This window comes from Agrobacterium sp. ES01, from assembly GCF_050320885.1.
In the GTDB taxonomy this organism is placed as follows: domain Bacteria; phylum Pseudomonadota; class Alphaproteobacteria; order Rhizobiales; family Rhizobiaceae; genus Allorhizobium.
On the sequence record NZ_JBNQTH010000003.1, the window covers coordinates 749,344 to 774,200 of the forward strand.

Below are 24,857 nucleotides of genomic sequence, written 5' to 3' on the forward strand. Positions count from 1 at the left end.
CCCTATCATGGAATTGAAAAGACGCCATTTACTGCTGGGGGCATCTGCGCTCACCCTCGCAAGCCTTTCCAGTCACGCATGGGCGACTAAAGCCGACGACAACCTGTCCTTTCTTGTTCTTGGCGATTGGGGCGATGAGGCAGTCGAGGCGGATCAGACAGCCGTTGCCGACGCCATGGCCAAAGTCGCCGAGCAGCAGGCGGTCACTTTCATTATTTCCACCGGTGACAATTTTTACGAAGCTGGCGTATCCAACATCAAAGATCCCAAATGGACCTCGACCTTCGAAGCCATCTACAAGGCACCGGCACTGCAACTCCCCTGGTATGCCGTGCTCGGCAATCATGACCATAAGGGCAATGTGGATGCGGAACTGGAATATGGCAGCGTCGATCCACGCTGGAACATGCCGTCCACCTATTACACCATGAGCAAAAGCGTGGGCTCGAAGACGGCAGATTTCTTCTTTCTCGACACCGAGGTCCTGATCCAGAACGGCATGATCACAGAATGGTTTGGCTGGGCAAAAGCCGATCAACTGAAATGGCTGGAACAGAAACTTGCGGCCAGCACGGCCGATTGGAAGATCGTGGCCGGCCACCATCCCCTCTTTTCCGGGGGCGCACATGGCGACAATAAAGAGCTCATCCGCATTTTGAAGCCGCTTTTCGTCCGGTATGGCGTCAATGCCTATCTCTGCGGGCACGATCACGACCTGGAAGCGCTCAGCGATAACGGCGTCTCCTACTTTGTCTCCGGCGGCGGCAGCAAGGGGCGACCTGTGAAGCATCACGCCAAGAGCCTTTTCTCCCGCTCCGAACCCGGCTTCCTGCTGATGGAACTCTCAGCGAATGGTAGCAATGCGACTTTCTACGGTCGCGACGCCAAGCCGCTCTATAGTGAAAAACTCGCCAGTTGACGGTGATCTGCAGCCCTCTGTCGAACTTCGTGCGACAGCTGACGGTTGCACTGCAAAAACATTTGCTTGACTTTCAGACGCTTTGAGCCCAAATGCAGGTCAGCTTTCACCTTCCGGCCGCCGCGTGAGCGCGCCTTGCGAACAGACTTCGCGAAGAAGGACAAAAGCGCACAGATGAAGAGGCCGCACTTTGCGGTCGCAGCGCTGGGAAGCATTTTCCAACACACAAGTTCCCACTTCACGCGGGGTTCTTGACGCCAAGAGCAGGCAGGATCGCAAGACGCGATCGTGCCCGATTGCTGTTGGCGCCCCCGAAAGGCAATTGAATTGACCACTTTTGAAACCCTCGGCCTGTCCCACAAAATCGTAAAGACGGTTGAACAGCTCGGCTTCACTACCCCGACGCCGATCCAGGCCCAGGCCATCCCGCAGGTTCTCGAAGGCCGCGACCTCATCGGTCTCGCCCAGACCGGCACCGGCAAAACGGCAGCCTTTGGCCTGCCGATCATCGAAATGCTTCTCAACAACGGCGAACGCCCGCAGGGCCGTTCAACCCGCGTGCTCATCCTCGCACCGACCCGCGAACTGGTGAACCAGATCGGCGACAACCTGCGCGACTTCCTGCGCAAGACGCCTTTGAAGATCGTACAGGTCGTCGGCGGCGCCTCGATCGGCAAGCAGCAGATGATGCTGGAACGCGGCACCGACATTCTGGTCGCCACGCCCGGTCGTCTTCTTGACCTGCTTGACCGCAATGCCGTCAGCCTGCGTCACGTCACGCATCTCGTTCTCGACGAAGCTGACCAGATGCTCGACCTCGGCTTCATCCATGATCTGCGCAAGATTTCCAAGCTTGTGCCGCCGAAGCGTCAGACCCTGCTGTTCTCGGCCACCATGCCGAAGACAATTGCCGATCTCGCCGCCAACTTCCTGACCAACCCGGTCAAGGTCGAAGTCAGCCCTCCCGGCAAGGCAGCAGACAAGGTGGAACAGTATGTCCACTTCGTAAACGGCCAGAACCACAAGACAGAACTGCTCAAGCAGATCCTGACGGCAAATCCAGATGGCCGCACCATCGTTTTCCTGCGCACCAAGCATGGTGCCGAGAAGCTGATGAAGCATCTGGAAATCGTCGGCTTCTCGGTTGCCTCCATTCACGGCAACAAGAGCCAGGGTCAGCGTGAACGCGCGCTCAAGGGCTTCCGCGACGGCAACATCAAGACACTGATCGCAACAGACGTCGCGGCCCGCGGCATCGACATCCCGGCCGTGAGCCACGTCTTCAACTACGACCTGCCGGAAGTGCCGGACGCCTATATCCACCGTATCGGTCGTACGGCCCGCGCCGGTCGTGAAGGCATCGCAGTTGCATTCTGCGCCCCTGACGAAGGTGGCCTGCTGCGCGATATCGAACGTCTGATGGGCATCGAGATCGCAGTTGCAAGCGGCGAACCGCATGCGACCTTGAACCGCCCGGTCCGTCCTCAGCGTCGCGCCGGCGGTGGCGCCAATCGCAACCATGCTGGCAAGGGTGCTGGTGCACCGAAGAGCCATCGTGCAAAGCGTCCAGGCGAAGGCCAGGGCGCCAAGGCTGCCGGCGACGGTCGTCCGGCCCGCAGCGACGGCCGCAAGCCAGGCGGCAACAAGGGTGGCTTCGGCAAGCCCGGCGGTCGCCCGCAGCGCTCCGCCAACCAGGGCGGCGGCCAGCGTCGCCAGCGTCAGGAAGCCTGAGCAACAAATTGAAGTAACAACGAAAACGGCACCCTCGCGGTGCCGTTTTTTTATGCTTGGCGCTCAGCCCCGCGCCGATTGGTCAGATACACCCCGACCACAGCCAGAACCGTGCCAATGATCATTGGCACAGTCAGTCTTTCGCCAAACACGATGGCGGCCTCAAGCGCAGCAAGCGGCGGCACAAGATAGATCAGCGATGCGGCCTTCGACACGGCCCCGCGCCGGATCAGATAGAGCAGCAGCAAGATTGCACCCATGGAGATACCGACCACGGACCAGATCATGGTCACAAAGAAACCGATCTGCCAGTCGACGTGCAAATCCTCCAGCAACATGGCCGCCGGCAAGGTCACAGCCACCGCCCCCACATATTGCAATGTGGCGACGGAGCGAAGGTCTCCGTCGCGCACAAAGCGCTTCTGATAGAGCGTTCCGAGCGTGACGAACCCCATGCCGATGACATTGATCATCACCGCAAATGCTGGAATGGCGTTGTCTCCCAGCGCGAAGAGGTTGGGCAGAACGGCAATCCCGATGCCTAAAAAACCCAGGCCAAGCCCGACCTTTTGCCAGATCGCCAGTCGCTCGCCAACGATCAACGGCGCTGCCACCGCCGTCATCAAGGGCTGCAGTCCGGCAATAATCCCCGATATCGCAGCGGGCACACCCTGCCCGATCGCCCACCATACCATCCCCAGATAAAGTCCGTGCAGAAACGCGCCGGACAGGATGACATGGACAATGGACATCCGCCCGCGCGGCCATGCGACACCGGCAACGCGACAGAGCCCGTAGAAGATTACGGCCGCAACCGCAAAACGGATTGTCAGAAAGGTGAGAGGGTCGGCGTAAAACCCCGCATATTTTGCAGCCACCCATCCGGTAGACCACAGAAAAACGAAGATGGCGGGCGCCAGGCGATCCAGGGTCATTAAATATCCAGAATGAAAATGCTGTCGCGAGAGGGAAACTATCCCGCTCTTGTTGCGTTAGTTATTGGGGAGCAAAAGGTCAAAGCAGTTTTGCTGATGTCTGCATCCAATTTCGGTGAAGGGTCGATTGCACTGGACTTTGATGCTGAATGACTAAATTATGGGCATCACCATAATTTATGGATCAAAGTCAGGGCAAACCTGAATTGATTGCGGCAAAGACCGCTGGGGCCACGAACAATAGAAGGATGAAATACGCTGGCCACACAGGCCGTTTCCGGTTTTCCGGAGACCCGACACAGTATGTTGCGTGAACTGTGCACGGTTCTTGCATTGCAAGAAGTGTTGTACTCAATGAACATAAAAAAGGGGAGTCGGCGCCATTGGCATTTGATGAAATGATATCTGCGGGGGACGCACCGCGGGGGCCATACCAGAAGTATCACGAGTGGTATTCCAGCCAGGATCCGGCGCATCTGATTGCAAAATCGAAGGACGCCGAAAACATTTTCCGCAGGACTGGCATTACCTTCGCTGTCTACGGACACGCCGATAGTTCTGAAAAACTCATTCCCTTTGACATTATTCCACGCATCATTGCTGCCCAGGAATGGCGAAAACTCGCCCAGGGTATCGAGCAGCGCGTCATCGCGATCAACGCCTTCCTGCACGACATCTACCACAAGCAGGAAATCATCCGCGCCGGTCGCATACCGCGTGAACTGATCGAAAAGAACGACACGTTCCTGCCAGAGATGATCGGCTTCAAGCCGCCAGGCGGCGTCTATACCCACATTGTCGGCACCGACATCGTGCGAACGGGGGAAGGCCAGTTCTACGTCCTTGAGGATAATGCCCGCACCCCCTCTGGCGTATCCTATATGCTGGAAAACCGCGAAACCATGATGCAGATGTTCCCGGAGCTTTTCCAGCTCAACAAGGTACAGCGCGTCGAGGACTATCCCGACCTACTGCGTCAGTCGCTGGCAGCGGTGGCGCCGCCCGGTTGTCGTGGCAAGCCGCGCGTCGCCGTCCTCACGCCCGGCATCTACAACTCCGCCTATTACGAGCACTCCTTCCTCGCCGACATGATGGGCGTGGAACTGGTTGAGGGCTCGGACCTGCGTGTCGTCGATGGCAAGGTAAAAATGCGCACGACGCAGGGTTATGAGACGATCGATGTGCTCTACCGCCGCGTCGATGACGACTTTCTCGACCCCCTCACCTTCCGTCCCGACTCTGCGCTGGGAATTCCGGGCATCATGGATGTCTACCGTGCCGGCAACATCACTATCGCCAATGCACCCGGGACCGGCATTGCCGATGACAAGGCGATCTATTCCTACATGCCGGAAATCGTCGAATTTTATACCGGTCGCAAGGCGATTCTCGAAAACGTGCCCACATGGCGCTGCTCAGAACCCGATAGCTGCAAATATGTGCTCGAGCATCTGGAAGAGCTGGTCGTCAAGGAAGTGCACGGCTCGGGCGGCTACGGCATGCTGGTTGGCCCGACCTCGACCAAGAAGGAGCGCGCGATCTTCGCCGAGAAGCTGAGGGCAAGGCCCAGCAATTATATCGCCCAGCCAACGCTGTCGCTCTCGACCGTTCCGATCCTGGTCAAAAAGGGCATTGCCCCGCGCCATGTGGATCTCAGACCCTATGTACTGGTCTCCGACAAGGTACGCATTATTCCGGGCGGGCTCACCCGCGTGGCCCTCAAGCAGGGTTCGCTCGTCGTCAACTCCTCACAAGGAGGCGGCACGAAGGATACCTGGGTGCTGGAGGACTGAGCCATGGTGATGCTGGGAAGAACGGCCAATGGCCTTTACTGGATGTTCCGCTATATCGAGCGGGCAGAGAATGTCGCTCGCATCGTCGATGCGGGCCTGAGAATGTCGCTGACGCGCACCGGCGCGTCCGATGACGATTGGGACGGCGTTTTGCAGAGTGCTGACGTGCGCGAAACCTTCTGCGAAAAATACGACAAGGTCACCTCTGCCGACGCGGTGGATTTCCTGCTGCGTGACCGCGCCAATCCCGCAAGCGTAATGTCGTGTGTGGAAGCAGCACGCAACAATGCACGCATGGTCAGAACGGCCCTCACCCGCGAAACATGGGAAGCGGTCAACGAGTTCTGGATCGAACTGAAACATGTCCTCGCCCGCAGGCTGAAATCAGCCGATCTGCCCGAGGTCATCGACATTATCAAGCGTCGTGCCGGTCTGGTGCGCGGTGCCTTCCATGGTTCGATGCTGCGAAACGAGATCTACAACTTCGCCCGCATCGGCACCTTCGTCGAACGCGCCGACAATACCAGCCGAATTCTCGACGTGAAATACTACGTCCTGCTTCCGGCCATCAGCGAGGTTGGCTCGTCACTGGATAACATGCAGTGGGAATCGATCCTTCGATCCGTCTCCGGCCACCGGTCGTTCCGGTGGGTCTATGATGGCGAGTATAACGCTGCCAACATAGCCGACTTCCTGATCCTCAACGGACAGATGCCGCGATCCCTCGCCTATTGTTACGAGAAGATCGTCTCCAATCTCGGCTACATCGCCAAACGATACGGCGAACGCGTCCCGGCAGATGATACAGCTGCGGAGATCAAGCGTACCCTGGAAACGGTTGGCATTGAACACATCATGGAACAAGGGCTGCACGAGTTTCTCGATACCTTTATCTCGCGCAACAACCAGCTCAGCCAGGAGATCACCGAAGGCTATCGTTTCTACAAATAGAAACGAGCCCAGCAGGAAATGACGTCATGCGCCTGAAGATCACCCATACGACCGAATACACCTATGACAAGCCGGTGCAATACTCGTTGCAGCGATTGCGGCTCACCCCCTGCATCGGCCCTGGACAGAATGTCCGCAGCTGGAACATCAAGGTGGACGGTGCTGTTGTCGAAGCCGGTTATAACGACCAGTTCGGCAATCACGTCCATCTCGTCTCGACCGAGGGGGAAACCCATGCCGTCAACATCGTCGCCTCTGGCGAGGTGGAGACGGAAGACAGAACCGGCGTTTTCGGCCCGCATCTGGGTTTTGTGCCGCTCTGGCTTTATCTGCGCGACACGCCCCTGACCAAGCCGGGAAAATTGATACACGAACTTGCCCGCAGCCTGTCCGGCGACAATCCGCTGGAGGTCATGCATTCCCTGATGAATACGATCAGCGAGACGGTCAAATATGAAACCGGTATGACCACAGCGACAACCACGGGCGAACAGGCGCTGGAAAGCGGCACCGGTGTGTGCCAGGACCATGCCCACATTTTCATCTCGGCGGCACGCCTCCTCGACATTCCGGCCCGTTATATCTCCGGCTACTTGATGATGAACGGCGTTGAACAGCAGGTGGCGACGCATGCCTGGGCGGAGGCCCATCTTCCCGGCCTTGGCTGGGTTGGCTTTGACGCTGCCAACAATATGTGCCCGGACGACCGTTATGTGCGCCTCGCCACAGGCCTTTGCTATGAAGATGCCGCGCCTATTTCCGGCATGCGTTTTGGCGCATCTGGAGAGGACCTGAACGTCACGGTCGTTGTCGAACAACAGGGACAGAGCCAGTCGCAAAGCCAGAGCTGATCGTCAATATTGGTTAGTGCCGGGGTGACAGCCCCGGCAGTACCTCGGCCAGAAAATCCATCGTCGCACGAATGCGCGGCGCCTGTCTCAGATCTTCATGGACCACGAGCCACATTTCCCGAACAGGCGGTTTGAGCTGTGTGTCGAGCGGTTTGATACCGGGAAAAAGCTCACCGACGAAATCGGGTAACAAAGCCACGCCCATGCCTGTGGAAATCGCCTGTGCTTGCGAATAGGCGTCATTGCTGCGTGCGACGATGTGACGTCCGCCAAGGACGGTATCAAGCCAACGCATCTGCGGAAGCACTGCATTGTCCACATCATAGGTGACGAATGGCCAATCCGCCTCGGACTGTTCAAAGTCCTCTGCGGCATAAAACCGAAACGTCACATCGAAAAGCTTTCGGATAACCAGTCCCGGCTGGGTCGGGCGCGACATGCGAAGCGCGATATCCGCCTGCCGACGATTGAGGTCGGCACTGCCGATATCGCCGACGAATGTCGGCACCAGAGCGGGATAGCGCTCCTTGATCAAGGGCAGTGCGCGACAGAGAACGCAGGTGACGAAGGCGGGAGGCGCGCTGACAAGCACGTCGCCGGCAATATCCGGTCGCGCACCGGCAGCAGCACGCAACACGGCCTGCATCGCCGTCTCCACTTCGAGACCCAGATCTGCAAGCCGTCGCCCCTCATCGGTGAGCATGACCGCGCGCGTCAAGCGGTGAACCAGACGCACGCCAAGCGCATCTTCCAAAGAGGCAAGCCGCCGCCCGACTGTGGTGTGATCGACATGCAGGCTGCGGGCCGCCGCCGACAGGCTTCCTTCGCGTGCCACGGCCAGAAAGCAACGATAGTCATCCCAGTTCATATGTGCATTTTCACCCATCTATGTCGCGATAATGTGGAATACCGCAGATAGGTGCGAATGCCTAGATTGGTTCCATCAGAACCCGGAGACACATCATGAACCAACAGCTTGAATTCGACACGCGCGGCGGGCCCGCACAATTGGCATGGCGAAACGCAGAGACCGTCGACCCCGGCCCCAACGACGTGCGCATACGCCAGACGGCAATCGGCGTGAACTATGTCGATATCTATTTCCGCCAAGGCCTCTACCCCATGCCAAAGGGTGAAACCGTGCCGGGTGTGGAAGCGGTCGGCGTGATTGACGCCGTTGGAACACGTGTGAAGGACTACCGCATCGGAGATCGCGTTGCCTATGCGGGCCTGCCTGTGGGTGCCTATCGCCAATACCGCAACATCGCCGCCGAAAGACTTGTAAAAGTGCCAGACAGCTTGCCCGACACGGCCATTGCCGGATCGCTACTGCGCGGCATGACAGCCCATTTGCTGCTCGATGTCGTTGGCCAGCTGCAACCGGGCAAGAGCGTCCTGATCCATGCGGCAGCGGGAGGCCTTGGACTGATCCTGGTGCAATGGGCAAAACGGCGCGGCGCTCGGACCATCGGCACCGTCAGCACCACCGACAAAGCCGCAATGGCTCTCAAGGCGGGCCTCGATATTCCCGTCCTCTATCGCGACGCAGATTTCGTTGAAGAAACGCTGGCTGCAACCGAGGGCCGGGGCGCAGATCTTGTCATCGATGGTGTCGGAGGTGACAATCTGGTTCGCAGCATTAAGGCCACCAGGGCCTTTGGCACGGTGCTGAATATCGGTCAGACCGCCGGCCCTGTTCCGCCGCTCGATATCCAGCTGCTGACAAACCGCTCCCTGATGCGTCCAAGCGTACTGGCCTATCTGGCCGATCCGATAGCCTATCGATGCGCGGCAAAAGGCTGGTTCTCCAGACTGGAGGCGGGTCTCGATGTCTCCGGCGGTCACGACTACGCTTTTGCCGATGCCGCAACCGCCCATGCCGATATCGAAAGCGGCCGAACCAGCGGCGCCGTACGCCTCATTCTTTAATGGATACGCACGCCCTGCCGCTGAAGCTCGGCCTGAACCTCGGGCATGGAAATTCCGCCCAACTCAGCCCCCGTCTTCACCGACAGGGCAGCAGCCACACCTGCGCCCTGTCCGGCGACTGCGCAGCACGCCATGTTGCGCGTGGCGGCATGGGCAATCTTGTCACCGCCAATGGCGCGGCCGGCAACCAGCAGGTTGCGCACACCCTTGGGCAACATCGACCTGTAAGGGATCTGCATGTAACGACCGGTGGTCGGCAGGATCAGCACACCATAACCGTCGATAAACTCGGGATAGATGCCGATCGTATCCTCGAACCGCCCTTGATGGCGGGCGTCTGCTTCCGTCATGTTGTAGACCGCATCGATCTTGCGGGTATCGCGAATGCCGATGGACATGCCGAAATTGCGAAGCCGGGCCGTTTCGCAGCCCGGTTGAAAACGCTTGAGCGCCTCGATTGCCAGCATCGACTGCCTGCGTCCCTCGATCTCGAAACGGGTGAGACTGTCAGGATCGGTCCCGTCGCATCCGGCCAAATGAATGAGGTTCATATAGGTGAGTTCACCGCTGTCATGCGGCACACCCCAGGTGCCGGCGATCGTATTCAGGTGTTTCGGGATCAAGCCCTGTTCGATCGCCTGCGCGAAAGGCTTGGAGAGAAAGGGGGAAAACATCTGGTCTTCCTTGCCCGACGTCTCGATCTTCCATTCACCGGTCGACCAGTCGCCATAGGTCTGCGGATCGGCTTTAACGCCCGCCATGAAGGCCGATTTGTCGACGCCCGCCAGATGAAACATCACGGAGGCCGCCTGCATGTCTTCAACCGGAGTCTTGAACACCGCCGCACCGGCGCGCGTGGCGATATCGGCATCGCCGGTGGCATCGATCACCCGCTGGGCAAGGATGGCCTCGCGGCCGGCTTTTGATTCGACGATGATGCCAATAATGGCATCGCCCTCCATGATCGGAGCGACGAATTGCCGGTGAAGCATGGCGTGGATGCCCGCCTCCTCCACCAGGCGGTCAGCCACCAGCTTGAAGCCTTCCGAATCGAGTTCGTAAGAAAGCGACTGGCTTTCCGGAGCCGCGGCCCCCATGGCCTTGGCCCGCTCCTCGAACTCCCAGCCGATCCCACCAGCCTCGACCGTCTTCTCGTGCCGGTACCAGGCGAAACCTTCGACACCAACGACCGTGATATTGCCGCCAAAACATCCGAAACGCTCGACCAGTGTCACTGCCACCCCGCTTCGCGCCGCCGCAAGTGCGGCAGCAAGACCACCGGGACCGGAGCCCACGACCAGCACATCGGTTGAATGGATGACCTCCACCGCTCTTTGAGGCTCGATGATGTATCGCGGCGTGACGGGCATGCAGACGGTCTCCTGTCGAAGGGCGTATCAATTCGGCGCGATCCTGCAACGGAACGGACCGACAATTCAACCATACCAATTTGGCACCCCGGCTCCGGCAAGCCCCGCGCCACCTTGCGCGCCTAAGCCATAGAAGCGGAGATCATTTGATGTTGTTTGGACAATCAATTTTTCAGTCAGTGCTGGAACGTCTTGCCGAAGAGGCGGAAGAACTGGAACCGGATGCGGCAGCGCCCGGAGCCTACAAGCTGCGCGGCTTTGGCGCCGCCTTCATTGCAGAAAAGGCGGAGCCGTCGAAGGCGGCCTTCCAACAGCATGCCGCCGCCTATCAGGAAATGGCAGAAGGCGGCCCGCCACCCCCGCAGCCAAAGCCGGAATGCCAGGAACCCGAGCCCCGGATGCCGCCGCACCTGGAACGCCTGTCCGTTGTTGAAATTCTCGAAGATCTACAGCTGTCGCAGTCAGACACGCCGGCACAACTGTCCGAGAAACGCCGCACCTTTGCCAGAAACAATCATCCTGACCGGCTGGCGCCGCAGTTTCGCGAACAGGCGACCAGCCGCATGAAGATTGCCAATCTCCTGATTGACGAAGCGATGAGCCGCGCGCGCTGAATGAGCAGCATCAGCCTTCCGTATAGAGCCGCCCCAACAACGCGCATAATTCCGCACTCGCCTCTGGACCGCCCAGCAACTCCGTTATGCGCTGCTCATATCCCTGCCAGACAGGCCGGATCTCGTCCAGATAGGCAAAGCCCTCAGGCGTGAGATAGAGCGACTGCACGCGCCGGTCCACTTCGGACTTGCGCCGTTCGACGAATCCGCGTTGTTCGAGACCATCGACAATGGCAACGAAATTCGCACGCTGCACGCCCAAGGCCTGCGCCACTTCGCTCTGCTTCAAACCGGAATTTTTCGTCAACAGCATCAACAAGGCAAAATCCGCAGGCCGCAACCCCTTGGCCGCCAGCGTCTCGTTGAAATTTTGCATAACCGAAAGATGGGCGCGTCTCAGACGGTACCCAACGGCGTCGGCAAACATCGAAAAATCAATTTCAGCTTCAGATTCTTTATTAAAATTATCGGCCATCCCCAAGCCAGTCTATTGTTGTCCCCAGATCACGGGTACACTTCAATCGCGATCCACACAATATTTAACAGGCTACAGAACAGAAAAAGAATCTCAAGCCCTTTCCTAGACTTGGGACATTCTGCGAAGACTTTTATAGTCATAAACTGTCTCAAGGCGCCGCTAAACATCCACACAGAGCTTCAACAGACCGACGTATGTCGGTTAGTTTCAAGGCAGGACGGAAAAGCATATTTTCACGATTGATGCTGACCAAACTCTGCGCTATGAAGCCATCACACAAAGCGGCCCAAAACCGCCATGCACCCGTAGCTCAGCTGGATAGAGTGTTGGATTCCGATTCCAAAGGTCACAGGTTCGAATCCTGTCGGGTGCGCCATTTCGCTTTTAGACGTTGAAATTTTCGCTAAGACCTTGAAAGGTAAGGCGGTTTTTGGTGTTCGAAGTCCGGTTTTCCGGCTGTAGGAAACAGGCTCCGAAAAAGCCAATCTCAGCACCGTTCTCTTCCACGCAAAATCACAGTTTTTCCATATATTCCAAGGGCTTGATAAGAATCCGAAGGCGAGTTCGAACGACTCCTCTAAGGTATGCTTTGGCTTGCCTGAGTTGGCCATCTGTTCGCGCGCCAGAATCTTCTCCTCCTCCAATTTGGCGATACGCTTCTCATAAGCATGGACGACGGACGCCGCGCTGGCATCGACGATCCTATCCAGCAATTGCTCAATCTGTTTGTCGATTCGAATGACATTGCCTTGCAGGGTCTTGGCCATATCGGCGGCTTGGGCCAACCGTATATCCCAGGCATGTTTGAACATAGCCTTGGCCAGATGAAACAGATTGTCGGTTGGCTGGAGGCGTTGCAGCAGCGCTTCGAAGTCTCCCTCAAGTGTTTCTCGGCGGATAGACTTACCGTGGCTCTCGCAACCCTTCGTGACGCAATGGTAATAAGGATATTTCTGCGTCTTGCCCTTCGACCAGCAGGCCGTCAGAGGTTTGCTGCAATCATCGCAGAGGACGAAGCCGCGCAGCGGGAAGTCTTCGCTGATATCCTTGCGAGCAGGCGCTTTGGCTGTGCCTGTCAGACGCTCTTGAATGTGCTGATAGGTTTCAAAGGTAATGATGCCTTCATGGTGCCCTTTGCGCAGCGAGACTTTCCATTTCGGCGCTTCGACATATCCGGCATAGACAACGCGGTTTAAAAGCTCAGCCACGCGTTGATTGCGAATCTCTCCATTTGGCAGGTCTTTGGGCCATGCTGGCTGGCTTTCCAAAAAGCGCTTCACCTCGACCTGCGTCTGAAACCGCCCCGAGGCGTAACTTTCCAGCGCCTCTTGCAAGATGGAGGCGCGCGGCTCATCCCTCACCAGCATTTTGCCATGGCCACTTGTACGCTCATAGCGATAGCCCAGAGGGGCCTGGAACACCCAATAGCCGTTCATGATGCGCGAGCGCATGCGGTTGACCGTTTGCTCGCCGTTCTTTTGACGCTGATGCTGAGAGACGGAGGCCAGCAGGTTCTCGACAAGCTGCGAATCCGAATCTTCGCCAAATTCAATCGATGGGCTTTGCAGGATACCGCCAGCGCCGCCGATCTCGCTCCGCAGCTTCAAATGCGCTTCCAGCCCGCGTGCAAGGCGGGAGATGTCATCAATGATGACCACATGCGAATTCTTCCGGTGTTTGCGTAAGAAAGAGAGCATGGCCTGCATGCCGGGCCGCGCGGCCAGACTGCCCGACATATCGTCAGTGAAGACACTGACAACCTCATAGCCCTTGAACTTCGCATATTCGCGGCTGCGGGTTTCCTGTGAACCGAGACCATCGCCCTGCTTCGTTTGCTTGGCCGAGGACACGCGGCAGTAAACGACAGCCCGCGTGCCTGGCTCTGGCATTGGTTTTTCTGGAATCATATTGCCTTCCTTCTTACGGCTCATTGGGATCACCTCTGGCCGTTTCAGAAAATTTTTCAGTCATATTTGTTTTTGAATATGTTTTAGTATCCGCTTTTGAAAGGAAAGTTTCAACAGTCTTTTCAATATCTTCCTCCGATACTTGCTGCATCGGATGGATGCCGAAGCCAAGATCAACAAACCCCACCATGATATCCCACAGAGCGCTCAGAAACTCATGCTTCTAGGCATCGCTCATGTCACTGTCTTCGAGGAAATGCTGGAAGTGTTCGAAATCGACCTCAACGATGCTTGGGCGGACGGGCTCCGCTCCTGCCCCATTGCGAAAGGCCAAACCCAAAGCGGATTCCGGCTTGTCTTTGTGCGGTTTCATAGCTCACTCCTCCCCACATCTTGCCCCGGTTGATCGTCTGCATTCCCCCCTCGCAACCTTGCTGCTTTGGCGAAATACTGTTCTGCCGATCCGGGCGGCTTTCTTGTCATGTGTGAAGGCTTGCCGCTTGTATTTGTCAGAACTACACCACTGATTGATGCAGATACACTTATATATACTTTAAGTTTATCACATTTCAGTGCTGCAACGCAAAAACATGAGGCTTTCTGCGGTGTTGATGTGATTGTTGCATGACATTCACTCCTCTTTGCTTATCGCTCGCGTTCCGGCGCGCGGTAATCTCGCGCCACTGTGAAATCCTTCCGTGCCTTTTGCGGGCGCTGACGGAACTCTTCGCGCAGCGCATTGATAACTGCACGGTGCTTTGCTTGCGCTTCTTGCGTGGCCTCCAACCGCAGAGCCGCGTTATCGATGTGACGCTCCAGCGCAGGCAGCTTTGGTTCGCGGGCGGCGAGCCAATCAAGGCTTTCCTTTGTGTGGATGCCGCGCTCAGCAACCTTCGCCGGATCGGGCAACGCCTCTTGCCGCCAGGTGGTGCGCGCTGAGGCAGAGCGGTCAAACTGCTCTTTGGCCATCCTTAGCGCTCCCTGCCCTTGTCCCGTTCGCGCGTGCGCGGGCGGCTTTCGGTTCTGCCTTCCCGCGCAGCCTCACGGATCGCCTTGATCCGGTCGTAGGACTGCTCAGCCAGCCGCGAGAGGCGCAGCAGATCACCCGAGGAAAAGTTATCGGTATCCCGGTACTGGCCGTCCTGATCACGGTAGCCTTTGCGGAACTGCACATTGAGCGCAGTGTGATCTTCGCGCTGGTTCTCCCAGATCGAGGCTTTCAGGCTGCCATCGCGCAGGGTTTCCAGCGGGCGGTTTTGTTGATCGCTCATGATCGTCACTCCTTGAGGTTCGGGCGGTGCCCTTCGATGAATTTCCATTCGCCGCTTTGGTATTGCGGGAATTCACGGTAGATACCTGGAACAGCTTCTGTGATGACCTGACGCGCCCGCATGCCAAACCAGGTGCGCAACTGGACGCGGTTCAAGTCGCGGTCGAAATACGGATTTGGAAAGAAGCGCTCGGCATATTCAGAGCGCATGTAATACGGCACCTTGTCCGCAAAGAACGGGCGGATGCCGTAGCCCGAAGCCCAGACCAGCGCCTTGTTTGGGGGCATGGAGAGAACCTCATCCGGCGTCATCAAGGCACGCGCCACCTTGCGCTGGTGGCTCATCTCAGTATCGAGCGCCCGCAAGGCGAGCCCCGTCTTCACCGGGTTTGCTCCTTCGAACAGCATCGCATGCATAGCCTCACGCTTTGCCCGCGCGCCGCGTTCATTGGTCAGGGGGTCGTCCAGGTGAAGCGTTTGATTGCCGAGTTTGCGGCTCAAATGTTGCGCGGTTTCCAGATCGGAAATGCCGCCACCAAGATAGATTTCCACGTCGGAGCTGGCCGAGAGCGTCATTGCGCCAGTCTCACCAAGATTGGCCTTGGGCTGGCCGATATCCTGATAGACGCAAAGTGGTGAAAGCCCGAAGCCACGGCCAACGACATAGAATTCGGCAACTTCGGGAAAACGGCCAAGCTGCGCGGCTTCATCAATAATGAGGTTCACTGTTGGCGCTTGGGGTTTGCGCTGCTTGAGTGTCCGCAAGGTCGAGAAGAATTGCCGGATCACAGCCGCGTTCTGCGCGATCAACTCAGCAGGCATGCAGAGAAAGACGAAAACCGGACGGTCAGAGCCCTCCGTCAGCACATCCAGCGTAAAGTCCGCTTCCGCCGTCCCTGTAAAGGTGCTTTGCAAGGCAGGATCGGTCATGAAAGACAGCGCGTTGGTGATCTCCGCCGCGACCGAATCGTAGGTGCGGCGGCTCTCAGCAGCCATCTCCCGCATCTCGGCATAGGTGACAGTCAGATCAGGCTCGCCAAGCGCCGCCATATGCTCGGACATTTCCGCCCAGGCTTCTGGCGCGGCGCGGATCATGCCAACCAGCTCATACAGGCTGAGGGGCGAAACGCCACTATCCGCGTGAACTAGACCTCGAATAAGAGCATCCAGCCAGTTCTGCGTCTTTTGCTCAAAGAACTTTGCATCTCCCCCACCGCTTTCCGGCGAAAGCGTTCGTGCCGCGCGGCGCGCATCAGCCACCAGCGTGCGCGTGTCCGGCGTTAGATGGCTGTAGAGCGCCAAGCGGTGATTGGGCAGGTCATGCAGACCATAAGGATTAATCGTGTAAACATGCGCGCCGCTATGGACGAGGCCAAGCCCGATCACAGCAGCCAACTCACCCTTGGGGTCGAGGATCGCGTAGCGCGGGTTCGCCGTTCCGGCCTCAAGCGCCCATGATATGCGAAAGAATGGTGGTAAACTTGCCGCTACCAGCGCCGCCCAGCAGCAGCGCTCCGGCCAGCTTGGAATGGGTCAGCAGCCGCCCTTGAGAGAAGCCGATTGGTATGCCGCCCCGGTCACGAAACGCACGGCGAATTTCCAGCGCCGTCGCAAACCGTGCCGCGCCGTAGGGATGATCCTGCATGGTAGACATCGGCATCACTCCGGTGGAAACGGATGGCGGGGCCGGACGTGCCGCCCCCGCCGATGTTGCGCATCAGCCGAAGATCACGACGATGATAAAAATTATGATCGCGATTCCGGCGACACCCTGGGCGAATTCCTTCACCTGATCGCCAAAGATTTTGACGGTACGGACGTGGTGGATTTCGCCCACCTTCGTCCTGATCTGCTTGGGCATGCTCATTCTCTTTTCTTCTTCTGGGGGGGAGGGTTAGATGAAGCGGTAGGCGACGTAGACGCCCGCCGCAGTGAGCGCGAAGGCGATGCTGGCCCGCGCTGCAAAGAACACAAACGGGAAGCACAGCAGCATCCACGCGACCTTGAAGAGCTCCACGATTTCGGGCGGATAAGATTGCCGCGCGATGCCGATGACATAAGGCAGCGTGGCAGAACTCAGCGTTGGACTGACAACGATGGAGACCATCGCTGCCGCGATAGTGGCAAACCCGCCCTTCAGATCGTCGCCCGGACCACCGCCGCGCTGACCGTTGTTCTGCCCAGGGTTTCCAAACATGGCTCGTCCTTCCCGCCCGAAATTCGGGCGCAGTTTCCCTGTCCCCGGAAGCGAGAGGCTTCCGGCGGTTTCGGATCAAATCTCGATGTCGATTACGGGCTGCGAGCGCGCAGCATTTTTACTTCCTGGTGAGGCGGGACACTCTGCCGTGCCTCACAGCCCCAAACATGGCGCTATTCGCGACCTTTGCCAAATCGACGGCCAATGATTTCCCAAGATAAAGCGCCCCAAAAATTCACTTAATTTATTGATTTTATGTTTTTATCGATGTCGCAGTTGAGGCCAAGACAAAGCCATGCCAGCACCGATCCTGAGCACCCGATCAAAGGTTGCAGCAGCGAAGGCTGACAAGCTTTTGAAGTGCTACGCGGAACGGCTGCCTCCAGCCGAGACGGCAAAGCGCACAGGTCTTTCGCTCAATACGGTGTACGAGCAGTACAGCCGTATACGCTGGCGATTGATTGAGGTTGGCTACTATTGGGATGCTGCCCTGTCTATCGACGAGCCGGGCCTATCTGAAGGAGTGAAGGCAGAGCTGAGAAGGCGGCGGGGCCTGGGCGCGGATGATATCTACGCCCACGCTGCCGAAGCCATCGAATGGGCCGAGGAATGGCCAGCGGGAGAAGTGTTGCGCCATCTCCGCAAGATCATCACGCTCACCGGACCAATCGATAAAGCGCTGAAAATTTCGGAAACCCAGCAGCAGGTCGTATCGGCCTATGTTCGCTACGCGCGAACCAAACTCATCCATGATCGGGCAAAAAAGGCTGCGGAGCAGGACAAGACGCGGATAGCGTTCCTCGAACGAACAACAACGGCTCTCGAAAAAGAACGGCGCCGTTATCGCGCGGCGTGCAAATTACTCGGACGTTCTCAATAACATTCGATCAGTTTGACGCCGATTTGGTAGCACAGCGAGATGTGTCGCTGAGACTTTTTAATTTGCGAAGAGCTGATACTCCAATGCAATTGGCTCCTTCCAGTCAGACTTCAAGCTCAGGTAAGATTGGAGCACGGCCTTGCGCTCAGCAGGTTCGGCAATCTTCACTTCGGCAATGAACGCGTCCAGCGCCGATTCGAGAAGTTTCGTCCGGTTATTGCGGTGCTCAGCCAACGCAGCTTCAAACTGTGGCAACTTGGCAAAATTCGCGAAGCTGGCTTCGAACGAAGCCAACCATTGGCGACTTGCATCTAACCCCGCTTTATCACTCGAAAAATTACTGAACGCCGCCACTTCAAGGTCAATAGCTGACTGCAATCTGCTATCCCGCTGGGCCTTCAGCGCATCCAAATAACCAATTGAAATTTCTTGGCCAACTACTGCGATTTTAGGCAATTCCCTATCAATTAAGACTTGGATCTCCATCGCACCCGATAGTCCATCAGGGGCCTGTTCTGCGGCAGATATCCACGGTGCGACGATATTTGCTGAACTTACTTTTTTGATTTCATCCAACTGTGCCACGGCGGAAATCCAGGTTTGCGCTGGCACATAGTTTTCCAACCTCTCTTCCTTGGCCAGCTCTCCCACTAACTCCAATTTTTTACTGTCGTCGGTTTCTGAGTTTATGCGCTCCATTCCCTGCTCAAGCGTAGCCTGTCCTAACACTCTCAACTGCGCATTCACGTCATCTAGCAGGTTTTTAAACTCGCTCGGCCAAATCAATTTTTCTTTATTCTTTTCAATTTCTGCAACTACCGCTTTCGTTTTTGACAATGCTTCTGAAAGCGAGATACCAGACGACATTTCCGCAAACAGGTCTTTAATTCTGTTTCTGGCCGCGCGAGTTGCTCGAATGGCAAATACGGCAGATGAATACCCCTCTGTCGTAAGTTCCTGTTCTGGATTTCCGTCAAGAAATCGCCGTATGACCTGATATGGCTCCATACGATCGCGCGTAAAAGGGTTCGCACTGCAGCGTTTAACCTGATTATCTATTTCGCGTCTCTTCGGATGAGGCATTAGATCATAGGGTGTTCCAAACACAGGAACAAAATCGTCATCAGCAAGAAGCCTTACCTTTCGCCATGCGTCACCTTCTTGGTTTCTTCGGAAAAAGTCACGCCCAGGATATTCTTGTGTTAAGCGCTCGGTCCATGCGATGGCAACTTCACAGCGATCCCTTTCGGAGTTTGCCTTCCAATAGGTTCCACCATTGCCCGGCGTAACGCTCGTAGGGTTCATTCGTGGTGAAGCACTATTTTGTTTTATCGCCATGAACGGAGCGCAGTTCTTGTCTGCAAAAATAGCCCTTCGATCGGTCGTAGAGAATACAAAACTCTCTGCATTAAACGAACCCAACGATCCGCGCTTTACCCTCTTTCTGAAAAAACGAAGGTGTTCCGGTGCCGAGGGATCGCCTTCTCCCACATAGTCTATCTCCCATGTCCCGGAACCCATGCTCTCGTCTGAAGATGCAATGACTTTGGCAACATAAGGAACCCCGTCGTCCTGTGTTCCCGGAGAAACCGTTAGCTCAACCTCGAAGTTTAAATCCCCGCGATTTCTTTTGCAGGCCGATGACGCATACCATAGCCCATACGGACCAACGGCCTGGGCGGGGCTAACCTGGGGATCGGTGGCATCGGAAGCCTGAATGCTCGACTGTTGTTGAGAGGCAACAATATCAACGTTCGAGGCTGCTCGGTTCGGCTGCCCTGCCAGAAGTCTCGACAATGTCCTGGAGTCTAACCGTCCGCTGCTACGAAGTCCCAAAGATTTTTGGAAGGCCGCTATGGCGTCTGTTGTTTTTTGCTCCGGAAATCCATCGCTATTTCCAGTCGCGAAACCAAGTTCATTCAAACGCTTCTGGACGTCGGAAAGCCGTTTCCGACCAGTCGAGTCCACTCCACCGGCGCTGGGTGTCTGATCGCCTTCAACAACTTTCAACGCCACCCGCAGAGAGTCGGCGCGACCATTCCGGCCATATATGTACACAATAAGCGGCTGCATCGTTCCGCCGATAATGGCTTGAACCGCGTCTGGCTCTAAAATGCCGTTATTGACCAACGCCGGAAAAGTTTCGCGATTGGCAGGGTTGCTGAAATAGCTATCCTGCGTATCACCGCTTTGACGAATTCCGAACCGATGGAAATTTGCCCGATCCTGGCGAAGGAAAGCGGCTAACCCTGAGAGCGGAACACCCTTGGAATTTACCCGGTCTTCTTTCCCGATAACGGCTTCATAACGATCGATGAGCTGTTGGGAAAATGCGGCATTGGTCGTGATCGCCAAAATACCCGCCACGGCAGCCATCGAAGCTAGGTGTCGCTGCATACCTTCTTCCCTTCAATCCCCGGTGTTCCCGGAACACATGCAAGGTTGCCTTGTTCGAGTATGACAAATGGGCGCGCGTTATGGTTAAGATACATCGCCTTACGAGCGGCAACTTCTGAGCCTGTCGGAAAAGCCATCATGCTTTGCACCGACCGACAGTACCTTTTGAAAGTCCTGCCCGAGTTGAGACCATTCGCTGTCCTCAATAGAAAACTCATCAAGGCTGGAAACGATACAAGAACAAAACTCGCTATTGTTGAACGCCTTGTTGCAGGAGTTCCGGGCGGATGTACGAAGACCTTCTTCGCGCTGCTTCTTTTTTTCCAAAGCCAATCGCTCCGCTTCTTCACGTGCTTTGCGTTCGGTCTCGATGCGCTCCTGTTCTTGTCTCGCCTTTTCTTCTGCCGTCAGAACGGGAGACGTACCCAACGCATAGGCCTCGATATTAGCATAGATGCGCTTGACGACCTGACTCGTACATTGATGCTTAATAATAAGAGACGCGCCGTCCTTTTCGGCGCTCGCCTTCAATGCTTCTGCCGCTTGCTCGACAGCAATGACGTTGCCGAATCCACCCTTTGCAAAGCCATTAAGCATCTCTCCAAACGCTTTCAACCCAGCCGTGGGCATGTTGCCAGAGCCATACCCCATGTTCAGCTCATTGCCGAAAACACCTGATAGGGCTTTGGACTGCAGTTGTCGCTCCACCTGCGGATTATAGAGCATAATGCAATTAGGGTCTTTGAAATTGTAGTCCCCAGAAAACTGACTATTTAGATTGGCAAGATATATGATAGTATTATCCAAGTTCGCATAGTTTGTCTTTCCCGCATTTGTAACCTTGAGTTTAGACAAATTGCCCGTGTAGAGGGCCTGCATGATCTCGGGCTGGGTATAATCTCGAGGGTTGAAGGCCACCTCCTGCACAGCGGTTTCTTCGACAGCAGCGGGCGGACGTTCAATCGCCTGGGCGGAGGTAGGCGTTTCTGCGACCTCTTGATCCCCTGTCACTTCGTCACCTTCTTGCAGAGAGGCCAAGACGTCTTCTGCGGGAGAAAACCCGGATTCTTCAGCAATCTGATAGAGAGAAATCGCGAGGTCTTGATCGACTTCAAGACCGCCAAGGCCATACATGTAGACGTCGCCCAGATACGCATAAACTGGGCCGTACTCAGACTTCTCTTCAAGCTTGAAGAAGACCTCAATGCCCTCTTCAATTTTGTTAGCGGCCCAAAGGGCGCGACCAAGCTGAAATTGGAACCGAGGCGTATCAGGGTAGTCATCCACTGCCTCACGGCAAAATTTCACGGCAGGGCCGGGGATAATCTCTTCATCGGTCACACCCTTGGCCCAACGGTTCGGATCAGCAGGATGAGCGGCATATTCGTCGCATGAATGCATGTCCTGATATTCTTCGGCCATCACGGACGCCGAGACCGGAAGCAATGAAAATATTAATGTGAGAAAAAAACTTTTCACAACCACAGCCCTCGGAATTTGATATTTCCATAAAAAATTATACGCTAGGGTTGTGTCAATCCAATTTCGGTGGAGAACAGTATTGTTTCAGAAATCCTTGGCATATTTCCTCATAACACTGTTCGCTCTTTTGCCCGGATATTCATCGGCAGGTGTCCCATTTGCTCCTCGAATGCTGCCAATCAAGGTCGAAGCAAACCGAGAAACACCTCATCTATTCGTAGCCGGGCGCCCCGGTGCCAAGCCGCTTAAACCTGCCTTCAAAAAGAGCGCTGCTAAGCCGCGCACGAAATCTGAGAAGACCGTAGGACAAAAGCTCAAACCGCATCCCCATCTGGGCAGGAAAGCCACGCAAAAGCCAATTACAGTGGCTCGCGTTAAGGGCCTAAAGCTTTCGAAAATCAAAACGCGCATTACAATCTCAGAAAGTCTCTCTAGGCCTTTAGCCGTCACCCGCAAGATCGTGGCTGATAGACTCGGAACGAAGCGGCTAACCGAGATAAGTACAGCGAAAGGAGGCCAGTCTGCGAAGCCGAGGAATTTGCACGAACAGCTTTTACTAAAGAATATTCTATTAACGCCTGAATCTGGAGTTAGCCTTCCTCTTAATGATGACCCAAGATTCAAGCAATCGGAAGGATGGCAGAAGAAGCAAGCTTCAATAAGAACGATCGGCTATAAATCAATAAAAGAAGACGGGACAACTGTATACAAAGGAACAAATTATGTTGCTCGTTACCAATATAACAATAACAATGGGAAGATCGAAGATATAAAATTTATAGGAAAGCAATGATAAAAGTGGAGACTCCCATTGGATCGCCCGAAAAAGTTCTCATGATTTATGAAAACAGTGGGGAAAATTTTGTCGTGACAAAATCAGACGATTCGGGAGAGCTAGATATTTATCGAATTTCTGATGTAACATTTAAATTAGGAGAGACGTTGAAGGATTACATCATATATAAAACTGGAGATGGGAACATGATAGTCAGATTCTCAAATATACCTGAAGAGGACATTTGGAATTACATTGAGGACCCCTGCGGTTACGCACGTAAAATCGCTGATATATGATGTTAAATAACTGAAAAACTCTTTTTATTTCTCGTTTCCGGGGCGGTTCCGGGCCCTGTACGCACCTATGTCGCATGAACCGGCGCTGGCTCGAAGTATTGTTCGCATACCAACCAATATAGCTAATGTGTGTTCTTGGGAGACCATAGTCTGTCAAGTAAAACGTGCCTTTTCTTTGCCGTAAAGCGATAGGCAAGATGTGTTTTGTAATACAAAACCGATCTTGCCAGGGAGACGCTGCGCTCTCCCGTGGACCCTCACGCCGTGGCTCTTCCAGGGCATCAAACCCGTTCCAGAGCCAGTAGACCGTATCGTCGGTCAATCACTCGCGGGAGACTTCGCTCTCCCTGCACCCATCGATCCTGTCAAGGAGGACCAAAGGCTTTCGCACCCTTGGAACCACGAGCAGAACTTGGAGATATGCCTCTCCACCTGCACCGAACCATGCACGAACGTCTGGCCGTCCGATCGCCAATCAGGGGAGCGTTCCTGCTCCCACCGATACCCCCATGACCATTTCATGGAGACGAGTTTCACCCGAGAGCAAAGGGTGTCCCTGCCCTTATGCAATCCTGACCAGGAAGAGCGCTTTCGCACTGCCCTTCCTTGGAACCATCCGAGCGATCAAGGGGCCAACATGCCCTTCGATATCTGAAAAATAATGTTGAACCCTTTTCCAGAGGGAAACCGCTCTTTTCGCAAAGACACCGTCGTGTTTCCATCCGAGTATGAAAAATTGTCATCGCTCGACAGTTTGTCTGTGAGCACAGCTACCAATTCACTGGCCCCGTTGCTTAAAAGCATTTGGCAAATTGTGAGAAATCTTGAAACCGCATCTTTCGGATCGAAGTCATCAAAAAACTGCCCTTTCAGCTTAAGAACCATGACCAACCCCTGAACACCCTCCACGTAGTATGAGGCAGTATTCGGAATTACCTGATTGTCGATATCAACAGGCGCGGAACTGGCCCACCATTCCTCACCGCCAAATCCACAATGATAATCCCCTGCCAAGATACCCTCTTGTGCCAAAAACTCACGTGCCTTGTACGGGCTCCAGCCCTTCTGCTCATCAACGTCGGGCGGCCTCTTGGCCTCGCGTTCGTACTTGCGAATATCTCGAATGATATTGTCCACGTCGCCGTTGGTCGTTGCTGGTAATTTATTGAACTGCCGTGTTGCTCGCCTAAGAAGCCATGGCCACAGAAAAAAGGCCGTGAAAAAGCGCTTTTGCGCATATGACTTGAGTTCGTCGGATTGAAACGTCTCTTGATCTATCTGAGCGCGAGCGTCCTTAAGGTGGGAGTAGCAGTGCAACAAATAGAAAAATGGAATCGACGCAATCGTCAGATAGATCGGCAAAACAAAAGTTCTGAACGTATTGGTGGTGAAAAAAGCATTGGGGTTCGAATATATTCCGGCAATTGAATGCCAAAAAATCACAACTGCTATAATCGCCATAACCCAAGTCAAAAAATCATGAGCTTGTTTATGCTCTGGGTTCCTCTCGCTCAAAACAGCCGTCATGGTAATCAACGTAATAATCGGTGCCAAGACTAGCTCAATCAGCAAGTTGAACGTATTGGCAACAAATAAAAACTCCAACAGTGCGGCAGCGCCTATGGCGTCTTTAACGTAACCTAGAAAATGCTGAGAGCCCTCTTTCACGTCGAATGAGCGCACCAATAACGGCATGCCACCCAATAAATACCACACGACGGTTGGTGCAAGGAAGCTAATATTCCAGAAACCGACCAGTCCTGAAAGATAACATAGGAAGGCGACGTTCAGCCCAAACGCACAAAACAGGGCAACAAGCTTTCTTGCCAAGACTGCACGAATTACGTCTCGCAGACATTGCTTGAGATCGGCTTTGAAGAATGACCTTGCCCCCAAGTTTTATCCAGTTTTGAGTTTGCTCCGGCGGTTTTGGGTTTCTGTATTTGGTGCGCTAGCGACGGGTTGCGGTGCGGAGCCATTCCGGCTGCGTAGCACTGCATCACGTCTCGGGTTGATGGTCTGGGCGAACTCGGCAGGCGTCAGCCAGCCGAGGCCGGAATGCGGTCGATGGTCGTTGTA

At 55.4% G+C, this 24,857-nt stretch carries 25 protein-coding genes, 1 tRNA gene and 2 pseudogenes; 11 read left to right on the plus strand and 17 right to left on the minus strand.

All coding sequences use genetic code 11. The features are described from left to right. Nucleotides 1–7: 7 nt before the first annotated feature. Nucleotides 8–919 (plus strand): purple acid phosphatase family protein, encoded by a 912-nt coding sequence (locus tag ACQQ2Q_RS12815; protein WP_428187448.1) that lies wholly within the window; start codon nt 8–10, stop codon nt 917–919. 327 nt (nt 920–1,246) lie between these two features. Beyond that, entirely contained in the window at nt 1,247–2,650 is a 1,404-nt protein-coding gene (locus ACQQ2Q_RS12820; protein ID WP_428187449.1) for a DEAD/DEAH box helicase, read from the plus strand. 50 nt (nt 2,651–2,700) lie between these two features. Here the strand turns inward: ACQQ2Q_RS12820 and ACQQ2Q_RS12825 are convergent, their stop codons facing one another. Continuing rightward, nucleotides 2,701–3,585, minus strand: a complete 885-nt coding sequence (locus ACQQ2Q_RS12825) for a DMT family transporter (RefSeq protein WP_428187450.1) — start codon at nt 3,583–3,585, stop codon at nt 2,701–2,703. A 383-nt stretch (nt 3,586–3,968) separates the two neighbouring features. On the opposite strand from ACQQ2Q_RS12825, the gene ACQQ2Q_RS12830 reads away from it, so the two are divergent. Genes ACQQ2Q_RS12830 through ACQQ2Q_RS12840 form a run of 3 tightly spaced genes read left to right on the plus strand, consistent with a single transcriptional unit; the run spans nt 3,969 to nt 7,180 of the window. Beyond that, nucleotides 3,969–5,378 (plus strand): circularly permuted type 2 ATP-grasp protein, encoded by a 1,410-nt coding sequence (locus tag ACQQ2Q_RS12830; RefSeq protein WP_428187451.1) that lies wholly within the window; start codon nt 3,969–3,971, stop codon nt 5,376–5,378. A 9-nt stretch (nt 5,379–5,387) separates the two neighbouring features. Further along, a complete protein-coding gene (locus tag ACQQ2Q_RS12835) occupies nt 5,388–6,329 on the plus strand; it encodes an alpha-E domain-containing protein (RefSeq protein ID WP_428187515.1) in 942 nt (313 codons plus the stop codon). A gap of 26 nt (nt 6,330–6,355) precedes the next feature. Then, the gene (locus ACQQ2Q_RS12840; RefSeq protein WP_428187452.1) at nt 6,356–7,180 is read left to right on the plus strand and encodes a transglutaminase family protein; all 825 of its coding nucleotides are present in this window, start codon (nt 6,356–6,358) and stop codon (nt 7,178–7,180) included. A 13-nt stretch (nt 7,181–7,193) separates the two neighbouring features. Here ACQQ2Q_RS12840 and ACQQ2Q_RS12845 read toward each other — a convergent pair whose 3' ends face one another. Beyond that, on the minus strand, nt 7,194–8,066 hold the full coding sequence (locus tag ACQQ2Q_RS12845) for a LysR family transcriptional regulator (RefSeq protein WP_428187453.1): 873 nt from the start codon (nt 8,064–8,066) through the stop codon (nt 7,194–7,196). Between the two features lie 77 nt (nt 8,067–8,143). Between ACQQ2Q_RS12845 and ACQQ2Q_RS12850 the strand changes: the two genes are divergently transcribed. Next, complete coding sequence (locus ACQQ2Q_RS12850) at nt 8,144–9,109, plus strand: quinone oxidoreductase family protein (protein WP_428187454.1); 966 nt, start codon at nt 8,144–8,146, stop codon at nt 9,107–9,109. Here ACQQ2Q_RS12850 and ACQQ2Q_RS12855 read toward each other — a convergent pair. Then, nucleotides 9,106–10,479 carry an FAD-dependent oxidoreductase gene (locus ACQQ2Q_RS12855; protein WP_428187455.1) on the minus strand — a complete coding sequence of 458 codons (1,374 nt, stop codon included), beginning with the start codon at nt 10,477–10,479 and terminating at the stop codon, nt 9,106–9,108. The genes ACQQ2Q_RS12850 and ACQQ2Q_RS12855 overlap by 4 nt on opposite strands. A 149-nt stretch (nt 10,480–10,628) precedes the next feature. Here ACQQ2Q_RS12855 and ACQQ2Q_RS12860 point away from each other — a divergent pair, with 149 nt between their 5' ends. Beyond that, nucleotides 10,629–11,093 carry a hypothetical protein gene (locus tag ACQQ2Q_RS12860; protein WP_428187456.1) on the plus strand — a complete coding sequence of 155 codons (465 nt, stop codon included), beginning with the start codon at nt 10,629–10,631 and terminating at the stop codon, nt 11,091–11,093. Between the two features lie 10 nt (nt 11,094–11,103). On the opposite strand, the gene ACQQ2Q_RS12865 is transcribed toward ACQQ2Q_RS12860, so the two are convergent. Further along, nucleotides 11,104–11,520: a MarR family winged helix-turn-helix transcriptional regulator gene (locus ACQQ2Q_RS12865; RefSeq protein ID WP_428187457.1), complete on the minus strand. Its 417-nt coding sequence runs from the start codon at nt 11,518–11,520 to the stop codon at nt 11,104–11,106. A gap of 350 nt (nt 11,521–11,870) precedes the next feature. On the opposite strand from ACQQ2Q_RS12865, the gene ACQQ2Q_RS12870 reads away from it, so the two are divergent. Continuing rightward, nucleotides 11,871–11,947 (plus strand) — tRNA-Arg (locus tag ACQQ2Q_RS12870). Between the two features lie 541 nt (nt 11,948–12,488). Here the strand turns inward: ACQQ2Q_RS12870 and ACQQ2Q_RS12875 are convergent. From ACQQ2Q_RS12875 to ACQQ2Q_RS12915, 9 genes and pseudogenes are all read right to left on the minus strand, one after another. Then, nucleotides 12,489–13,502 (minus strand): annotated as a pseudogene (locus ACQQ2Q_RS12875) (recombinase family protein); the annotation flags it as partial. Further along, nucleotides 13,492–13,668 (minus strand): hypothetical protein, encoded by a 177-nt coding sequence (locus ACQQ2Q_RS12880; protein WP_428187458.1) that lies wholly within the window; start codon nt 13,666–13,668, stop codon nt 13,492–13,494. The pseudogene ACQQ2Q_RS12875 and the gene ACQQ2Q_RS12880, both read right to left, overlap by 11 nt. A 33-nt stretch (nt 13,669–13,701) precedes the next feature. After that, nucleotides 13,702–13,851: a hypothetical protein gene (locus ACQQ2Q_RS12885; protein ID WP_428187459.1), complete on the minus strand. Its 150-nt coding sequence runs from the start codon at nt 13,849–13,851 to the stop codon at nt 13,702–13,704. A 272-nt stretch (nt 13,852–14,123) separates the two neighbouring features. Continuing rightward, entirely contained in the window at nt 14,124–14,447 is a 324-nt protein-coding gene (locus ACQQ2Q_RS12890) for a hypothetical protein (protein WP_428187460.1), read from the minus strand. Between the two features lie 2 nt (nt 14,448–14,449). Then, nucleotides 14,450–14,749 carry a hypothetical protein gene (locus ACQQ2Q_RS12895; RefSeq protein WP_428187461.1) on the minus strand — a complete coding sequence of 100 codons (300 nt, stop codon included), beginning with the start codon at nt 14,747–14,749 and terminating at the stop codon, nt 14,450–14,452. 5 nt (nt 14,750–14,754) lie between these two features. Further along, a complete protein-coding gene (locus tag ACQQ2Q_RS12900; protein ID WP_428187516.1) occupies nt 14,755–16,278 on the minus strand; it encodes a type IV secretory system conjugative DNA transfer family protein in 1,524 nt (507 codons plus the stop codon). Further along, nucleotides 16,193–16,402 (minus strand): hypothetical protein, encoded by a 210-nt coding sequence (locus ACQQ2Q_RS12905; protein WP_428187462.1) that lies wholly within the window; start codon nt 16,400–16,402, stop codon nt 16,193–16,195. The genes ACQQ2Q_RS12900 and ACQQ2Q_RS12905 overlap by 86 nt, the downstream gene beginning before the upstream one ends. 63 nt (nt 16,403–16,465) lie before the next feature. Next, nucleotides 16,466–16,615 carry a hypothetical protein gene (locus ACQQ2Q_RS12910; protein ID WP_428187463.1) on the minus strand — a complete coding sequence of 50 codons (150 nt, stop codon included), beginning with the start codon at nt 16,613–16,615 and terminating at the stop codon, nt 16,466–16,468. Between the two features lie 27 nt (nt 16,616–16,642). After that, on the minus strand, nt 16,643–16,945 hold the full coding sequence (locus tag ACQQ2Q_RS12915; protein WP_428187464.1) for a hypothetical protein: 303 nt from the start codon (nt 16,943–16,945) through the stop codon (nt 16,643–16,645). Nucleotides 16,946–17,240: 295 nt separating this feature from the next. Here ACQQ2Q_RS12915 and ACQQ2Q_RS12920 point away from each other — a divergent pair, with 295 nt between their 5' ends. Continuing rightward, complete coding sequence (locus ACQQ2Q_RS12920; protein ID WP_428187465.1) at nt 17,241–17,825, plus strand: hypothetical protein; 585 nt, start codon at nt 17,241–17,243, stop codon at nt 17,823–17,825. Between the two features lie 57 nt (nt 17,826–17,882). Here ACQQ2Q_RS12920 and ACQQ2Q_RS12925 read toward each other — a convergent pair whose 3' ends face one another. Together ACQQ2Q_RS12925 and ACQQ2Q_RS12930 are read right to left on the minus strand one after the other, a co-directional pair. After that, entirely contained in the window at nt 17,883–20,222 is a 2,340-nt protein-coding gene (locus tag ACQQ2Q_RS12925; protein ID WP_428187466.1) for a peptidoglycan-binding domain-containing protein, read from the minus strand. Between the two features lie 99 nt (nt 20,223–20,321). After that, nucleotides 20,322–21,644 (minus strand): hypothetical protein, encoded by a 1,323-nt coding sequence (locus ACQQ2Q_RS12930; protein WP_428187467.1) that lies wholly within the window; start codon nt 21,642–21,644, stop codon nt 20,322–20,324. 139 nt (nt 21,645–21,783) lie between these two features. Here ACQQ2Q_RS12930 and ACQQ2Q_RS12935 point away from each other — a divergent pair, with 139 nt between their 5' ends. Further along, nucleotides 21,784–22,497 carry a hypothetical protein gene (locus ACQQ2Q_RS12935; RefSeq protein WP_428187468.1) on the plus strand — a complete coding sequence of 238 codons (714 nt, stop codon included), beginning with the start codon at nt 21,784–21,786 and terminating at the stop codon, nt 22,495–22,497. After that, nucleotides 22,494–22,778, plus strand: coding sequence for a hypothetical protein (locus ACQQ2Q_RS12940; RefSeq protein ID WP_428187469.1), 285 nt, complete (start codon nt 22,494–22,496; stop codon nt 22,776–22,778). The genes ACQQ2Q_RS12935 and ACQQ2Q_RS12940 overlap by 4 nt, the downstream gene beginning before the upstream one ends. A 624-nt stretch (nt 22,779–23,402) precedes the next feature. Here ACQQ2Q_RS12940 and ACQQ2Q_RS12945 read toward each other — a convergent pair. Both ACQQ2Q_RS12945 and ACQQ2Q_RS12950 read right to left on the minus strand, forming a co-directional pair. Next, a complete protein-coding gene (locus tag ACQQ2Q_RS12945; protein ID WP_428187470.1) occupies nt 23,403–24,674 on the minus strand; it encodes a hypothetical protein in 1,272 nt (423 codons plus the stop codon). A 3-nt stretch (nt 24,675–24,677) separates the two neighbouring features. Further along, nucleotides 24,678–24,857, minus strand: a pseudogene (locus ACQQ2Q_RS12950) (IS3 family transposase); the annotation flags it as partial.

What these genes read in the sequence shown, in the direction of transcription:
- ACQQ2Q_RS12815 (WP_428187448.1), top strand. Translation starts at nt 8, where the DNA reads ATGGAATTGAAAAGACGCCATTTACTGCTGGGGGCATCTGCGCTCACC.
- ACQQ2Q_RS12825 (WP_428187450.1), bottom strand. Translation starts at nt 3,585, where the DNA reads ATGACCCTGGATCGCCTGGCGCCCGCCATCTTCGTTTTTCTGTGGTCT.
- ACQQ2Q_RS12835 (WP_428187515.1), top strand. Translation starts at nt 5,388, where the DNA reads ATGCTGGGAAGAACGGCCAATGGCCTTTACTGGATGTTCCGCTATATC.
- ACQQ2Q_RS12840 (WP_428187452.1), top strand. Translation starts at nt 6,356, where the DNA reads ATGCGCCTGAAGATCACCCATACGACCGAATACACCTATGACAAGCCG.
- ACQQ2Q_RS12845 (WP_428187453.1), bottom strand. Translation starts at nt 8,066, where the DNA reads ATGGGTGAAAATGCACATATGAACTGGGATGACTATCGTTGCTTTCTG.
- ACQQ2Q_RS12850 (WP_428187454.1), top strand. Translation starts at nt 8,144, where the DNA reads ATGAACCAACAGCTTGAATTCGACACGCGCGGCGGGCCCGCACAATTG.
- ACQQ2Q_RS12855 (WP_428187455.1), bottom strand. Translation starts at nt 10,479, where the DNA reads ATGCCCGTCACGCCGCGATACATCATCGAGCCTCAAAGAGCGGTGGAG.
- ACQQ2Q_RS12860 (WP_428187456.1), top strand. Translation starts at nt 10,629, where the DNA reads ATGTTGTTTGGACAATCAATTTTTCAGTCAGTGCTGGAACGTCTTGCC.
- ACQQ2Q_RS12865 (WP_428187457.1), bottom strand. Translation starts at nt 11,520, where the DNA reads ATGTTTGCCGACGCCGTTGGGTACCGTCTGAGACGCGCCCATCTTTCG.
- ACQQ2Q_RS12880 (WP_428187458.1), bottom strand. Translation starts at nt 13,668, where the DNA reads ATGGTGGGGTTTGTTGATCTTGGCTTCGGCATCCATCCGATGCAGCAA.
- ACQQ2Q_RS12885 (WP_428187459.1), bottom strand. Translation starts at nt 13,851, where the DNA reads ATGAAACCGCACAAAGACAAGCCGGAATCCGCTTTGGGTTTGGCCTTT.
- ACQQ2Q_RS12890 (WP_428187460.1), bottom strand. Translation starts at nt 14,447, where the DNA reads ATGGCCAAAGAGCAGTTTGACCGCTCTGCCTCAGCGCGCACCACCTGG.
- ACQQ2Q_RS12895 (WP_428187461.1), bottom strand. Translation starts at nt 14,749, where the DNA reads ATGAGCGATCAACAAAACCGCCCGCTGGAAACCCTGCGCGATGGCAGC.
- ACQQ2Q_RS12905 (WP_428187462.1), bottom strand. Translation starts at nt 16,402, where the DNA reads ATGTCTACCATGCAGGATCATCCCTACGGCGCGGCACGGTTTGCGACG.
- ACQQ2Q_RS12910 (WP_428187463.1), bottom strand. Translation starts at nt 16,615, where the DNA reads ATGAGCATGCCCAAGCAGATCAGGACGAAGGTGGGCGAAATCCACCAC.
- ACQQ2Q_RS12915 (WP_428187464.1), bottom strand. Translation starts at nt 16,945, where the DNA reads ATGTTTGGAAACCCTGGGCAGAACAACGGTCAGCGCGGCGGTGGTCCG.
- ACQQ2Q_RS12920 (WP_428187465.1), top strand. Translation starts at nt 17,241, where the DNA reads ATGCCAGCACCGATCCTGAGCACCCGATCAAAGGTTGCAGCAGCGAAG.
- ACQQ2Q_RS12925 (WP_428187466.1), bottom strand. Translation starts at nt 20,222, where the DNA reads ATGCAGCGACACCTAGCTTCGATGGCTGCCGTGGCGGGTATTTTGGCG.
- ACQQ2Q_RS12930 (WP_428187467.1), bottom strand. Translation starts at nt 21,644, where the DNA reads ATGGCCGAAGAATATCAGGACATGCATTCATGCGACGAATATGCCGCT.
- ACQQ2Q_RS12940 (WP_428187469.1), top strand. Translation starts at nt 22,494, where the DNA reads ATGATAAAAGTGGAGACTCCCATTGGATCGCCCGAAAAAGTTCTCATG.